The sequence below is a fragment of the Pantoea sp. X-Soil-TKNS-1280 genome (genome assembly GCF_059730475.1).
Genome location: NZ_AP035966.1, coordinates 1 through 15,232, shown reverse-complemented (window position 1 = coordinate 15,232; position 15,232 = coordinate 1). Strand labels below are relative to the sequence as shown.

The 15,232-nt window shown below is 46.1% G+C and carries 8 protein-coding genes and 3 pseudogenes; 2 read left to right on the top strand and 9 right to left on the bottom strand.

Annotated features, from left to right (window positions below; all coding sequences use genetic code 11):
* Nucleotides 1-6 precede the first annotated feature (6 nt).
* Nucleotides 7-1,260, top strand: a complete 1,254-nt coding sequence (locus AC6I8X_RS27305) for a class II D-tagatose-bisphosphate aldolase non-catalytic subunit (RefSeq protein WP_299456417.1) — start codon at nt 7-9, stop codon at nt 1,258-1,260.
* Between the two features lie 75 nt (nt 1,261-1,335).
* Nucleotides 1,336-2,286 (top strand): transaldolase, encoded by a 951-nt coding sequence (gene tal, locus AC6I8X_RS27300; RefSeq protein ID WP_299456415.1) that lies wholly within the window; start codon nt 1,336-1,338, stop codon nt 2,284-2,286.
* A 54-nt stretch (nt 2,287-2,340) separates the two neighbouring features.
* Here the strand turns inward: tal and feoB are convergent, their stop codons facing one another.
* The 9 genes and pseudogenes from feoB to AC6I8X_RS27255 form a co-directional block, all read right to left on the bottom strand.
* Complete coding sequence (feoB, locus tag AC6I8X_RS27295; RefSeq protein ID WP_497842010.1) at nt 2,341-4,656, bottom strand: Fe(2+) transporter permease subunit FeoB; 2,316 nt, start codon at nt 4,654-4,656, stop codon at nt 2,341-2,343.
* Nucleotides 4,653-4,880 carry a ferrous iron transporter A gene (gene feoA, locus AC6I8X_RS27290; RefSeq protein ID WP_299456411.1) on the bottom strand — a complete coding sequence of 76 codons (228 nt, stop codon included), beginning with the start codon at nt 4,878-4,880 and terminating at the stop codon, nt 4,653-4,655. The genes feoB and feoA overlap by 4 nt, the downstream gene beginning before the upstream one ends.
* 576 nt (nt 4,881-5,456) lie before the next feature.
* A pseudogene (locus tag AC6I8X_RS27285) lies at nt 5,457-5,760 on the bottom strand (integrase core domain-containing protein); the annotation flags it as partial.
* A gap of 16 nt (nt 5,761-5,776) precedes the next feature.
* Nucleotides 5,777-6,794, bottom strand: a pseudogene (locus AC6I8X_RS27280) (IS110 family transposase); the annotation flags it as partial.
* A gap of 297 nt (nt 6,795-7,091) precedes the next feature.
* Nucleotides 7,092-7,972: pseudogene (locus AC6I8X_RS27275) on the bottom strand (IS3 family transposase); the annotation flags it as partial.
* A gap of 894 nt (nt 7,973-8,866) precedes the next feature.
* On the bottom strand, nt 8,867-9,037 hold the full coding sequence (locus AC6I8X_RS27270) for a relaxosome protein TraM (RefSeq protein ID WP_299456408.1): 171 nt from the start codon (nt 9,035-9,037) through the stop codon (nt 8,867-8,869).
* A 1,532-nt stretch (nt 9,038-10,569) separates the two neighbouring features.
* A complete protein-coding gene (locus AC6I8X_RS27265) occupies nt 10,570-11,520 on the bottom strand; it encodes a ParB family protein (protein ID WP_299456743.1) in 951 nt (316 codons plus the stop codon).
* Nucleotides 11,521-11,555: 35 nt separating this feature from the next.
* The gene (locus AC6I8X_RS27260) at nt 11,556-12,758 is read right to left on the bottom strand and encodes an AAA family ATPase (protein WP_299456407.1); all 1,203 of its coding nucleotides are present in this window, start codon (nt 12,756-12,758) and stop codon (nt 11,556-11,558) included.
* 1,365 nt (nt 12,759-14,123) lie between these two features.
* Nucleotides 14,124-15,032 carry a RepB family plasmid replication initiator protein gene (locus tag AC6I8X_RS27255; RefSeq protein WP_084878691.1) on the bottom strand — a complete coding sequence of 303 codons (909 nt, stop codon included), beginning with the start codon at nt 15,030-15,032 and terminating at the stop codon, nt 14,124-14,126.
* Nucleotides 15,033-15,232 lie beyond the last annotated feature (200 nt).

Genomic DNA, 15,232 nt, shown 5'->3' with positions numbered 1-15,232 from the left:
GTTATTATGAAAAATACCATGAAACAGTACGTCGATTATATTGTCAACGGTGGAAAATCAACGATGCTGGGTATCGGACCCATGTCACCTGCGCTTATTCAGGCGTGCTTTGAACTGGGTAAAGAAAAAGATCTGCCATTGATGTTTATCGCCAGCCGTAATCAGGTTGATGCCGATGAATTTGGTGCAGGTTATGTCAATAACTGGGATCAGTTCCGCTTTGCCGCAGATTTAAAAGCAATGGCGGAAAAAGTTGGCTTCGATGGCGACTATTTCCTCTGCCGTGACCACGGCGGCCCCTGGCAGCGTGACAAAGAACGTAAAGACCATATTCCGGAAGCAGAAGCCATGGAACTGGCGCGCCGCTCCTATCAGATTGATATGGATGCCGGTTTCGACCTGTTGCACATTGACCCGACCAAAGACCCGTATGTCGTGGGGAAAGTGATTGATATCGAACTGGTGCTGAGCCGCACCGTCGAACTGATTCGCTTCTGTGAAGAATACCGTAAGGCCAACAACCTGAAAGAGTTTTTCTATGAAGTCGGCACCGAAGAAACCAATGGCGGCCTGACCGATATCAGCGCTTATGAAGGCTTTATTGTTGAACTCAACAAACGTCTGCTGGCCGCCAGCTTGCCACAACCGTTATTTATCGTCGGCCAGACTGGTACGTTGACGCGCCTGACAAAGAATGTCGGACATTTTAACGATAAACAGTCGGCTGAACTCTCGGCAATCAGTACCCGCTACGGTGTGGGTTTAAAAGAGCATAACGGTGACTATCTGCCGGATGACATCCTGCTGAAACACCCGGGCCTGGGGATAACCGCGATGAACGTTGCCCCGGCGTATGGCACCATCGAAACCCGCGCCTACCTCAAACTGGCCGAAGTAGAAAAAGATCTGGCGGCCAAAGGTTTTATCCAGTCCGCTTCTAATCTTAAAAATGTACTGACCCGTGAGTGCGTGCTGAGCCACAAATGGGAGAAATGGATGACCGATGAGCATAAAAACAAATCTGAAGAACAGATTTTTAATGAGCCGGAATTGCTGAAAGAAATTCTTGAACTCAGCGGTCATTATAATTATGAAAAGCCGGATGTCGTGAAAGAAATGAAAACCCTGTTCGCTAATTTGCGCTCTTTTGGCGTGGAGCCTGAGCGTTACGTAGTGAACAAAATCAAAGACATGATCCAGAATGAAGCGGAATGCTTCAATATGTCAGGTCTGACCTCACGCGTCGCTCAAGCAAAATAATCTTTTGACGCGATTAATAACCGGGAAAAGGATGTTCCCGGTGATCCGGCTAAACAAATTACCGAGGTAAAGATTGTGAACCAGCTTGAACAATTAAAGCAGCGAACCATTATTGTCGCCGACAGTGGGGATATTGATAGCATTCTGGCTTATCAACCCGAAGATGCCACCACCAACCCGTCATTAATTTATAAAGCAGCGCAGCTGCCGCAATATCAACAGCTAATAAAAGATGCGGTCACGGCAGTAAAGACGCGTCAGGCTGGCAAGGAAGCCCACCCCTCAGCTATTGCCGATTATCTGGCTGTCAGCATTGGTGCACTGATCCTGAAAAGCGTACCGGGACGTATTTCAACTGAAGTTGACGCGCGGCTCTCTTTTGACACCGAAGCCAGCATAGGTAAGGCGCGAGAATTGATCGCACTCTATGAAGAGAAAGGTATCACTAAAGATCGCGTCCTGATCAAACTGGCCGCGACCTGGCAGGGAATTCGCGCCGCTGAAGTGCTGGAAAAAGAGGGTATCAATTGTAATCTGACGCTATTGTTTTCTTTCGCCCAAGCCCGGGCCTGCGCCGATGCAGGCGTTTTCCTGATCTCGCCTTTTGTCGGACGTATCTATGACTGGTACAAAAAGAATAAACCGGACACCGTTTTTACCCTCGACAACGATCCGGGGGTTGAGTCAGTGCGCAATATCTATCATTTCTACAAAATGCATGGTTACCAGACGGTGGTGATGGGTGCCAGCTTCCGCACGCCAGAACAGGTGCTGGCGCTAAACGGCTGCGATCGCCTGACGGTTTCTCCAGCTTTGCTGGCACAGCTTCAGCAGAACGAAACGGCAGTTCCTGCTCCGCTCGCCTACGAAGGTACGCGCCACCCCAAACCTGATGCCATCAGCGAAGCAGAATTTTACTGGGCACACAATCAGGATGCGATGGCAGTCGAAAAACTTGCCGAGGGTATCCGCCTGTTTGCCATTGACCAAAATAGCCTTGAGACGTTACTCACACGGTATCTGTAAACCGCCAGTCATGGCCCCGGCAATTGTCGGGGCCATACTTATTGCAATGAAAACTTAGCTATTACAACATCCTTTGCAACCATCACATCCCGCACTATTTCCCGGTACTGGAATATTAAGTCGGTGTTCTTTTATCCGTTTGCCCCATTTACGCAGCAACACAATGATTACCACATTCACCACAATGACGCTGAACAGGCAGATTGCGCTGTAGGCCGGATGCGTACTAAAGGTCACGCTTTGATAAAACAGGGTGGCAAGAGAAAACGCTACATTCAGACCCCAGAAGAAAGAGAACAGCATCCAGTTTCTACCCGCTTCACGCGCAATCGCCCCCATTACCGAGACACAAGGCACATACAGCAGGACGAAAATCAGGTAGCTGTAGGCGGCAAGCACGCTGCCAAATTTCGCGCTCATCACCCCCATCTGTCCGGCAGCCATCTCACCATCGCCCTTACTGGCTTCGATCGGGTTGGCTAACGCTCCCAGACTGACTGCGGCTTTCAACCCTTCCCAGGTTGCGGTCAGTGAACCTGACAGTTCCGTCAACAGATTAAACTCCTCAGGGTTGAACCCACCACTTTGCACATCTTCACCGGTGTACAGGCTGTTAAGGGTCCCTACCACCACCTCTTTTGCCATGATGCCTGTCACCAGCCCTACCGTGGCCTGCCAGTTATCATCCGTGACCCCAATGGGTTGGAGAATCGGCGTAATCACTTTGCTGGTCGCTGCCAGCGCAGAATCGTTGATGTTATTCACCGTGTTGCCGTTAAACGAGAAGCTGCTCAGTACCCCGATAATCATACTGACAAGGATAATCACCCGGCCCGCGCGGATAATGAACATCTTCAGGCGTTGCCAGGTCTGAATCAGCAGGCTCTTCAGGTGCGGACGATGGTAAACCGGCAGCTCCATAATGAAAGGTGAGGCTTCGCCCCGCAGTAACGTATGTTTCAGGGTCAACCCGGTGATGATCGCCACAGCAATCCCCAGCACATACAACGAGAACACCAGGCTGGCACTGTGAGCACCAAAAAATGCCGCAGCAAACACGGCAAAAATCGCCAGACGCGCACCGCAGGACATAAAGGGAGCAATCAGTACGGTAATCAGGCGTTCACGCGGCGTATCCAGCGTACGCGCGCCCATCACTGATGGCACATTGCAGCCAAAGCCGACAATCAGTGGCACAAACGATTTACCCGGTAACCCCAATGCCTGCATCAGGCGATCCATTACGAAGGCCGCACGCGCCATGTAACCGGAATCCTCCAGAAAAGACAGGAAAAGATACATCAGGCCAATCTGGGGAATAATCGGCAGTACCGTATTGATACCCGCACCAATGCCCTGCGCGAGAAATACGGTCAGCCAGTCGGGGAAATGCAAGGTGTAGCCAAGCCATTGCGTGCCGTGGATAAACAACGCGACCGAGCCACTATCAAACACCGGTTGCAATGCCGCGCCGATATTAATCGACAGCACAAACATCAGGTACATGACACCGAGGAATATCGGAATCCCGGCCCAGCGGTTAAGCACGACCTTATCGATCAGGCCAGTAAGCTGGCCTGGTGCGGACTGATGGATATTGCTGACGCTGGTGCAAAGTTCGGTAATCGCACGGAAACGATAATCGGCAATGATCATACCCGGATCGCCACCGGCTTCTTTGTTTATCTCCGGCAGATGTTGCACCACACCGGAACAAATTTTCTGGCTGTTGAGATCTCCTTCCAGCAGCTGCAATGCCAGCCAGTATTGCTTTTGTTCCGGAATAGCAGACGGCATCATGGAGCGCAGTCGGGTGATCGTGGCTTCAATTTCAGCCGGATACGTCACCCATTTTATTGGTGCGAGATGATGGTGACTGTCGATGGTCTCTTTAAGCCTGGCAATCCCTTCGCCGCGCGTTGATGTCAGAGACACCACCGGACAGCCCAGTCGGCGGGAAAGCTCATCAATATCGATGCTGATATTCTGACTGGCGGCAATATCCTGCATATTCAGCGCGATAATGCAGGGAACGCCTAATTCCAGCAATTGCACCGTCAGAAACAGGTTATTTTCCAGATTCGACGCATCCACAACATTGATCACCAGGTCGGCCTGATCGTTAAACAGGTACTGACAGGCAATGCTTTCATCTATCGAGGTATCCGCCGAAATGGTGGTCAGCGAGCGCGTACCGGGTAAATCAATCAGATGCACATCGGATGAGGCCGTAAAAAATTGCCCTTCTTTGCGTTCGACTGTCACCCCAGCCCAGTTACCCACCCGCTGCCGCGCGCCTGTAAGCTGGTTAAATAAGGTGGTTTTGCCGGTATTGGGGTTGCCAATCAAACCAATGATTAATTTCTTCATGCGGTCATTTCCTCAAGAAGGATGGCCGCAAGATCCTGCTGTCGTACTGCCAGGCTGATGCGCCGCGTGCGAATTTGCACCGGGTCCCCCATCGGGGCCACGCGGATAACTTCGATAAGCGCGCCAGGGAGCATACCCATCGCCAGTAGCTTTTGCCGCCAGGCGGGATTAATCGGGCTTTTGTAGCCTGCAATCCGATAAACGCGGTTCGTTTTAATATGCATATCATCAGCCAGCTCAGTAACAAGGAGCTGATGATTATATAAATGATAACCATTCCCACTTTTGATCTAAGATCAGGTTATGGCGAACAATCAGGCTTTAACTTCAATGGCGGATTAACAACCGGTAATTTCTCACGTCATGCCAATGATGCCGTTTAATTCTGAAAACATCTGATTTTTCTGATATTTTCATATAGAATCACTAACGGCGCAGATGTTGAGTTTTGGCATGTTAATCTGTTGACTCAAAGTATGTTGTAATTATGAAACATCTTGTATCCGACATCGGATCAGATCACAGCATTAAATTATCGGGAGTGATAACTCAGTTCACATCTCAGGTCAGCCATCACCCGTATTTTATCCGGACAACAGGTCCCTAAAGACAGGAAGCTTTATTATGCCGATAGATTGAATTAAAGGACCCGCAACAAGCCATGCATCCACCTCAAACATTGCAACCGACGAACAGATTGCCCAACCGACAAATCTTACCGAAAAAATCAAATAGCACCTGGATACCGGACGACCAAAGTCCTTTTTTATCCTCGCCTTCGATTTTGATGACTGAAGTGGTCAACTAAAACTGGCCACTGCTTTAGAGTTTTTCCAGTATCGACTTACAGTTTCATTGTGCGGTAAGCCACCATTATATTCATGCGGCCTTAGCGTAAATAACCCACGATATAATCGGCTATTACAAATAGGCCTCACTCTAGTTCATGCACCCAATTACAAGAACCTACGCCTTTTTCAGCCTCTGGAAGAACCGCTCCATTGGGCTGTTATCCGAGCAGTTTCCACGTCGACTCATGCTCTGCTTGATCCGGCAACGCTACAGTAATCGCCTGAACGGCCTGCTTGTGTTGTGGGCACCCTGGACGCGCTTCTAATAGTCAAGGCGTTATCTGAATGCTGCAGACCTGACTGTTTTGATTACGTAGTAATGTATAAACTTTGCGTGAAATATAACGCTTCAAGCAGCCTATTGCTTCCATTTTGTATGCCCTTCAACCACTCATCTGTCTGCATACTCCCTGGTTTTTGCTTCAGTTCGTAAACGACCGATGGCGATGATGTGAAGTGCACTATTCACTGCACGATCTCCACCCCGGTTAAGTCGGTAACGGTTCGTTTTTCCAGAAGAGACTGGAGCTGGGCTGACACCACACATTGCTGCAAAACCTGTTTCAGATGGTAGTCGTTAGGGATTGTCTCCGGTAGTGATCAGCGACTACGAAGCGCTTTCGTACCCAATTGTATTACGTTTAATCAGGTCAGGCGTCAGCTCGTCAACAATAGCCGCAATAATGACATCCAGATCAGCGATTTCGTCATGTAACTCGAGATAGCCTCGAGCCAGGGATTTTAATGCAATGCGATGCGATAAACGTTCGTAACATCGCGGTATTCACTGGCATCTGGCATCTGGCATCCAGGAGCCCAGTGTTCTGATAAACTGCATGCGAGTTATATTTCTGAGCAGTTCACGTAGTTCATCCGGTGCAGAGATAATATTGGAATGAATAATCCGAAGAGCGACTCTGCGGGCAGATATCGCTGTTTTTCGGCAAGTTTTAGCACCCGTAGAGACTCAATCATTCCATCACGTGTTTTTGGCGTGACTGTCCGTATTTCCGAGAATGCAGCATGAGCGGCGGACTCTGCACCAATAGTGTCGCTTTTACCACGCCTGCGTCGCTCCATGCAATCGGGTGCTGTTACCTCAAACACTTCTACTCCGGCTTTGTGTAAGTAACGCAGCAGTTCTGAGCCGTAGGTTCCTGTGCACTCAACACCAATTCTCTGTATTGAGCCAAAAGTGGCCATCCACGCCAGCATCTGGCTGTATCCCTGTCGTGTTGTGGCGAAATACTCCGTTTCGGGGACTTTGTTGTTTTGATTCATTACAGCGAACAGTGGCGTCAGTATTTTCATCATTCATGGCTGATCACCTGTCAGGAAGACATGATTGAAACCGCTGACTGATAACCCGGACAGGACAGTAACGAGATACGATGTCAGGTCCTTCTTGAATCATGCGAACCGGTGAGGAGATACCTCGTATAAAGAAACCTCCGGCAACCGACGAATCAAGGGCAGGACACAAAAGGTAGACCGCTGTCCGAGTGAGGATGCGGGAAGATCTTCACTGCCTCAGTAATCACATCAATCGGCTCAGACAGCTCAATGAAGAAAACTGACATTGGTATTATTACTATCGCTGTGGAACATCACCCCAGTTGGTTTTCCCCGGCGCTCCCAGGCCATTTCCAGCGATCTAATGGTAAGTTTGCAGTCAGGTGAGAATGACATTGCTCAGCCAACGGGTTTTCTGGCGAACAGGTCTAGAACAACGGCAAGATACGCACAGCGTTTTCCCGTCCAGATATAAATTACGTCGCTACACCATAATTAGTAGGACTCTGTGACCGCGAACTGACGATAAAGGTGGTTCGGTATAGCAACATTCTCCTGTTCGCCTCGTTTATACCGGTGTATTGGCTGTCGGCAGCTTACCAGTCACAGCTCTTTCATGAGTTTGCCAGCAAGCCATCGCCCCATACGGAAGCCCCTAAGCGTTGCTATAGTGGCAATGCTCCTTGCACCGACAGAGCCATGGCTGATGCTGTGTAACTCCTACACCTAGCTACACAGCGCTGTCAGCCTGATATCCTGTTCATCAGGACGACTTTTCCAGTATTTGTAGCTGCTGCGGTAAACCCCAAACACATGGCAGAGTGTCGCCACAGGATAACGCGCTCTGAGATTCCCAATTAACGAGAACTGTTCAGAGAGTCTGACATCTAGAGCCGGTAGCCTTTTTCAAGATGTCGTCTTTTTTAAGATATCTTCTCCATTTCAATAGGTTGAAGTTTTTTCTTTAACTCACGTATTTCAATCTGTCCCAGTGTTATCGGCGAAGCTTTGGGCGTTTTGCCCTGACGTTCATCACGTAACTATTTTACCCAGCGCGTCATGGTAGAAAGTCCGATATCCATCGCTTTAGCCGTTTCAGCAACAGTCTAATTCTGATCGACAACAAGCTGGGCGGATTCGCGTTTAAACTTTACACTGAAGTTTTTTTTCATTGGGGCACCTGTTTTGTTCTGAGGTGAGCATATCACCTCTGTTCAGATGGCTAAATTCGGTAAACCGTTACAGCCTGAGTGAATTGGCCATTCTCTTTAATGAGTTTATTTCGGAAAAAGTTGCAGTTGCAGAAAAGCCGCTGGCGCAGAAAGCGGAGGCGGAGGAAGAGAAAAAATCAGCCCTGAAAATCTGAGTCCGGACTGGACAAGACGCCCGTTTTTTTATTTCACTCTTCCGAAGGTGTTATCAGTATTACCGTACCTCCAATACCGCCCTCCCCTTTACTGCTCCGAACACCATCACTTCCCGGATAAAAACATCTACGTCCCGACACCGGTTTACTTCAACGTCATGACAGGCGAATAAAACGTTTTGCAATCCGTGCAATGGCTGAGCATGAAGAATCACAGCATAAATCCCGGACGTGAACATAACGAAATATACCTGGAAGACCGGAAATCCCCGGAGGGACTCCTGAGGGGAATTATAAGATACTGACAGTAACAATATTTCTTCAGAGACTCACTGTTTTCTGAGCCTCTTTTTCCGATGGCAACAGCATGCCTGTGAGAGATTACGGGGTAAAATGATGGCCGTTTTTATACGCTCTCAAATGAATAATAAAAAAACCGCATCAGCGCAGGCTTAACCCATAAACATCCGTGAACAGATTTCTGGTCCTCGATTAGGAAATGTTTGTTTTCAGCTTTATCTTCAGCGGCATGCATTCCTGAAAGGTTACTATCAATACTCGCTTCCAGTCCGGTTTCCACATCCTCACCCCCGCATGCGAAGATGCATTTCAGAAATGCATAGCCATCATGATGCTGATACCCTCACGGCACCCTGACACCTTACGAATTAAATCCCGGTTGTAACCACCAAGGTCGAATTTATTCCCCTCCCCTGATGTTTTTAACCATCAGGCCGATGCCGATCAGTTCATTGACCATTGAAGAGAAATTTACATCGCCATTCGTTGCACCATCCTGTATCTCAATTTGCACCAGGTCCTGAACTTCCCTTTCGGTTTTCTCTTTAAAGTAAATATTTCTTCTGGCCATACCATTATCCTTACTGCCTGAGCAGGGTATTACCTGCACAGTGACTGATGAATATTTCTGTTTTTTACTTCCGGGACAGACTGCGGAATACGTAAAATCGCCATGTTGCTTTTTTATTATTCTGTCGGCAGTCACTGTGTGTCAATCCGGCACTGTGTATTAATTTTCCGGGGTGTGCTAATCCGGCACTGCACGCGGTTTATATGTGTGTTAATCCGGCACTGTAATCCGTTTTTATGTGTGTTAATCCGGCACTGTAACCCGTTTTTATGTGTGTTAATCCGGCACCGCCCCCCGTTTTCATGTGTGTTGATCCGGCACTACTGACGCAAAAATCACGCATAACACACTGATTTAAATACATAGCTACAATTAACACACCATACAGTGCCGTTTGCAGTGCCGGATTAGCACACAATCCGGCACTACACTAGCACACAATCCGGCACTGCATTAACACACTATCCGGCACTGTAAAGTGTGTTAATTAACACACCTCTTGTCTCATACAAGTCAAATGTGGTAAATAATCACAACTAACATCATGTTTTAAAAACAAAAAACTGCAAGATAAAATCTTGCGTAGGGTGTGATTAAATCTTTAACCAAAAAGTGGCTTGTGAAATAACCCTATTTCCATCATTCTAAATAAACCGAGACCATCGTCAGATACCACCCCCATAGCGCTGCGTGCGCGTCTGTAACGAATTATCTTTCGCAGGTTGACCTGAGTGGGTATTTTGACGAAAACGCCACATATTCCTTCCGCGCATTCTGATGAGATTAACTTTATGAAATGGCTAACTGTAACTGGTTTTATCACAATATTCTGAACTCAGGCTGAACCGGAAATGTGCTTCAGAAAAGCTAGACATGAATAAGGTATGGATCCATAAGAACACCAGAAATATAAAAAAGTGTTCTCAGTGCATGGGGGAATAGTTTAGTTCAATCTAATCATCAGATAAATAATCAGACAAAACGTATGAACTTACATAAACATCAGTTCACTTGAATATAATCAGCATGTCAATATCAGAAATAACACTTAACAGTATTACATACTCCATCAGATAAAGAACCTCCCGCATTTTTAATATGTAGCTTGCATCAAATCGTTTTTTAAAAGCACTTTACTCATCTTATCATAAGATTAATGAGATAATTATAAAAAAGACACAAACCAAGGATGGTGGAGAACTTTTTATTTCTCAGAAGAGAATAATTTTGAAGAAAATATAGAAGGAATCTCTGTACCGAGTTTAGTCACTGATAAAATTAGTCTGTTTGATAAGCATGAACCTTCAGTGACACTTAATCCTAAAAATAAACGCAGTCATCACGGCAATCGAAAAACTTTCGACAGCTTGCTATTTTAGCGATGAATAATTAACACTGCGAGTCAGCATATCTACGAAGACTTTATACACATTGTTTGGATACTTTAAGTTAAATCTTAAAGTTGGCCTAACTGCACCATGAAGAATACACTAAAAGAGGAAATGGCTCCCACGGAAGCCATTTGATTAAACTTAGCCTCTGAGTTTCGCCCCTTTGACACTTTCAAGGACCTGCTTAATCGCCTCTTCGATTTTATCCACCGTGTCCTTGGGTAACCGGACAAATTCATAGCTGACAGAACGTTTTTCTGTATTCACTTTACGACGCGCCAGCAAGTTACGGTCTTCGAAGTCAGCCAGTTTTTCCGTGGTAAGAGGCTTCGGCTTTTTGGGTACCAAGTTGCGTTTGGCTGAACGAAAATAACTGAGTATCTCTGTTTTTTGCTCATCCGTGGTCATCCTGTCATTGCGGTTTACACTCATCATGGTGCGAACCTGTTCAGCCAGATCACTGATCTCAACGCTTTCTGCCTTGGCGTTATCTGTCACATCAAGCAACAGTTGATAGTCAGGCAAAGTCAGTTCGGAGACCACCGGAAATAATGCAATCAGCTCAGCAGGAACAGAAGCAGCCTGAAACGCACGGGTAACTTTAGCGTTTGAGATCCCTTCCACTTTTGCAATATCGCTTTTGCTCATGCCATTTTCATTCATGATGGCAAAACGTAATCCGAGTTCCCGCAGATTGTGTTCTCTGGCTGTCTGAATGTCAGCCGCTAACTGACGTGCATCACTAATATCCAGTTCATCGGCAGTAACCAGCACTTCAAGACTGGCTTCTGCAAACAGACAAGCTGCACGGCGACGTGAACCGTCCATAATCTCGATGCGTCCATCTTTAACCCGCCCAATTGCGGGAAAGAACTGCTGCAAACCAATGGTACGGATGATGTCTTTAACAGATTCTTCTGTCAACGTAGTCTGATCGCGGCCATTGACCTGTGGGTCAACATAGGTTCTCTGCTCAATATCGCCATGCGGAATGAGCTGACGGGCAAAAGTGGCTGTTTTGCCCGATTTTAATGTGAAAGTTCGTGAAGTATTGCTGCTGTCAATAAAGCTAGCAATTGCAGTCTGGCCCATGGTGCGGCCGATACGTTGTACCGTCTTATGAGTACTCACAGTGTGCTCCTGATGTATTCAATGCGGTCGAAAACTGCACGAGAAAATTGCTCTGCTTCATACTTGGCTTTTCGGAGGGCATCAGCACTACCCGGATAAGAAATAGGATTGGCACTGATAACCGTATCAAATGATTCGCCGCATCGCTCAAAACCATCAAGCCGCGGTAGAGAGGCATCAAGCATAGATTTAGTAAACACTTCTCGCGCGTAGCTCTGAGAAGTTAAATGATCATGTTTCGTCGTCATTTTCGACATAAAACCAATATTGGCTTTTAATCGTGGTTCGACACCTTCTTTTTCAATACGCTCCAGCATTTCAGGCAAGCGGGTCAGATACTTCATTGTGGAATGAAAATCGACCTGCGCTGGTGGAGTCGGAGTCAACAGGATATCGCTGGCAGCAATGGCGTTAAGCATGAACGAATCAAGATGTGGGCCAGTATCGACAAAGATAAAATCATAGTCATCGGCAAGTCGATCGATTACATTTCTGCGCAAAACTTCAGACGGTGCAACCCCCGGCAGATATTCCTGCACTAGAGCCTCCCAGTCACTTGCTACAAAACCATCATCAATTGAGGCGGGCATAACATCAACGCCGGGCATCACTGTTGGCTGAATAAACTCGCTATGTAACTGCTCGCGACCAAGATCGTTCAACATAGCTTGGGCAGCAGTTTCTGCTTTGGAGCCAATGCTATTTTTATGGCTTAAGAACATGGTGCTTGAAGCCTGAGGATCAAGATCGATGACAAGGATCCTTAGATCATTGTGCAGCATAGCAGGATGAGCACGCATTCCATGCGCGAGCGTCACGGTGCTGACCGTTTTGGATACACCTCCTTTCAGGTTAACGACGAACACAACGAAGGGACCTTTATGCTTATCACGGTATTTAGGTACTTTGCGGTGATGATAAATATCGATAACGTTCTGCAGGCTAAGCGCATATTGTGAGGTACTGCCGGTTTGCTTTTTCCCAAACTCATAGCCAGCTCCCTCCATATCACTTATGGCTGCGACAACAGCGTGCTTACTGAGCAGTGGAAAATTGGCAACAGCGTTGCGTGAATACGTTTGATAATAACCAGTCTGATTAAATTCAACCCGTTGTTGTTCAATATGGTTGCTAAGTCCCTGCAACATACTGTTCGCTCGCTTCGCTGTCTCCAGCACATCGCCGTAATCACGCTTCATAAGCACCTCAGTAATAATGTCTTTTTGAATACTACACAAAAAACCGTAATCTGCCAATTTTTCAGTAAAAAACCTAAAAACTGGATTTTTTCTTCATCGATGGATTTATTTCACAAAACTGAGATTATGCCAATAAGGCTGCAGACCTATCGCAATCGCGAAGTTTCTCACCATACTATCATGTCATTGATTATTAAGGATAAATATCGGATTTCGGATTTATTTCAGCCGCCTGGATATCCAGCACAATTACTAAATCCGCATATTTAAAGGAACACTACGTACAAATTATCAACATTTTAAAATCAGACCTTTTTGAGTTTTATTTCTGATCTGCATGCGAAGAGGAACGGAATGATTACTTAATGATCATCACATCAACGCATCTCTGTCATTCTGCATGTCCAGAGGAACAAAAATCGGGTCAGGCTAACCCCTCATCAACCGATTTTGCATGTTCAGAGGAACACTCCGGCAACTGAATCCACAACCCACCCGAGGAATTGCCTCAATCTGCATATTTACAGGAACACTTATCACTTTCGCCCAGCATGTTTAGAGGAACACATGCCGTATAATGCATTTTTAGAGGAACGTGACCATCTGATAAACAGCATATTTAGAGGAACACGCTAGAGATTTTCGTATCATATTCAGAGGAACAAGCTTCTCTGAAGTTGCATGTTCAGAGGAACATCATTATCAGATGAATGCATATTTAGAAGAACGCATCTGATTTTATTGATAAAAATTTATCGCACAGTAATCAGTTTTAAAGCCCCACCTCGGTTATATCTTGTACAAGACAAGAGTCCTGCATGTTTAGAGGAACACCACTACTGGAACTCACTGCTACATGTTTAGAAGAACATCTGTTGAGAAACCGCTGCATCTTTAGAGGAACACCTGGGATAAGGATTAGCATGTCTAGAGGAACAGCTTGCAACATCAGCATCATTAGAAGAACGCCAGATCTTTTTGCACCCCATAAACTGTCAGTTCATAAATTGATTTGCATGTTTACGGGAACGGCGATTATCTCATACCAGCAGCACAGGTATCAAAAGCGACGGATGCATGTTTAGAGGAACATAGCATCTGAAACCAAATGCATGACAATAATCTCATATTTCGTTGATTACAAAGATGCTTTCTGCATGTTCAGAGGAACGCCCTGCCCTCTCTAGGATGACTGGCAGCAATATTTACTAATGCATGTTTAGAGGAACACTAAGGGAAACATTGAATAATATAGCAAGCTTTCGCTTGCATATTTAGAGGAACATAACGGATTTATATTGAAAAAACAGTCAATTGCGCTTAGTAACACCAATACACTGATGTTTAACAATGCTGTCTTGAAGCCTAAACTTCATTGTTCTCAGAAAGATCCGGATCCCGGGATGTGATCGTAAAGTAGATCCTTTTCTTACCCTGAACTACTTTGTAACCTTCGGTATATGTTAGGTATTTAACGTCCTCCAACAGCTTCATAGCTTTCCTCACTATCATCAGCTGTTTACGCGGCTCAGAACGCATGTTAAGCCGTTCCTGAATTCGTTCGAAGGTAACAATCTGAACTTTGTTTGGAACGTTTGGCAGGCCTTCCAGGAACGTATATATGGCCTTAGCAACCTCATTGCGCTTAATGGCAGGAAATACCTTGAGTTTGAGCACGCGTTTGAGGTCGATGTTATAGAGATCTCTAAGTCCAGGATTGTACTCAATGATGACCTGATTTTTAGCGGTATCCACCTTGGAAAAGTTGATAAGGTGTGTGGTAGCACTCACGATATCTTCGCCATCCTCCTTGTACACATGGATTGAAGTTTGGGTGATTTTACGCAGTGATTTAGCAATCCGCTCCTTCAGATTTTTATTGACCTGCCGTGAGTTGAATTCACAAAGACGCGCAAACTCGGTGAAAGGTAACGTAACCTTACCCTCTTTCATCTCAGTGTGGGTTAAGGCAGAAATGATGGCCACCCAGGTGCGAAAATCGGTGTCCATGTCCAATTTAGGGCCATTAATGGTAACTTTGTTGTACCCTTCCTTGTTAACAATTTCGAGGTTACGGAACTCTTCTGAGGCATCCATCGAGCGATTGCCAACGCTCTTTTTTTCGATCAAGCCCACAGGGCTGAAGACACTTAAGCGCAGCAGTGATAGCGGCTGGATCGATTTGTTGCTTGTGGATGATATGTACTCAAGTTCACCTGTGGTTTTATTTTCATATTCGACAGTTAGACCTAAATCATTTATATCCTTAGACATTTCCTTTAACCTCCCCTGCCACAATTATCCACAGGTAAACGTTGCACTGCATATTCAGAGGAACGCTTTCTGCATATTCAGAGGAACACTACAGCATATCCAGAGGAACGCATAGCATTTTTAGAGGAACAAATTACATATTTAGCGGAACGGATCACATGTTTAGAGGAACAAATTGCATGTTTAGAGGAACAAAAGAT

What these genes read in the sequence shown, in the direction of transcription:
- AC6I8X_RS27305 (WP_299456417.1), top strand. Translation starts at nt 7, where the DNA reads ATGAAAAATACCATGAAACAGTACGTCGATTATATTGTCAACGGTGGA.
- feoB (WP_497842010.1), bottom strand. Translation starts at nt 4,656, where the DNA reads ATGAAGAAATTAATCATTGGTTTGATTGGCAACCCCAATACCGGCAAA.
- feoA (WP_299456411.1), bottom strand. Translation starts at nt 4,880, where the DNA reads ATGCATATTAAAACGAACCGCGTTTATCGGATTGCAGGCTACAAAAGC.
- AC6I8X_RS27270 (WP_299456408.1), bottom strand. Translation starts at nt 9,037, where the DNA reads ATGGCCAGAAGAAATATTTACTTTAAAGAGAAAACCGAAAGGGAAGTT.
- AC6I8X_RS27265 (WP_299456743.1), bottom strand. Translation starts at nt 11,520, where the DNA reads ATGGGCCAGACTGCAATTGCTAGCTTTATTGACAGCAGCAATACTTCA.
- AC6I8X_RS27260 (WP_299456407.1), bottom strand. Translation starts at nt 12,758, where the DNA reads ATGAAGCGTGATTACGGCGATGTGCTGGAGACAGCGAAGCGAGCGAAC.
- AC6I8X_RS27255 (WP_084878691.1), bottom strand. Translation starts at nt 15,032, where the DNA reads ATGTCTAAGGATATAAATGATTTAGGTCTAACTGTCGAATATGAAAAT.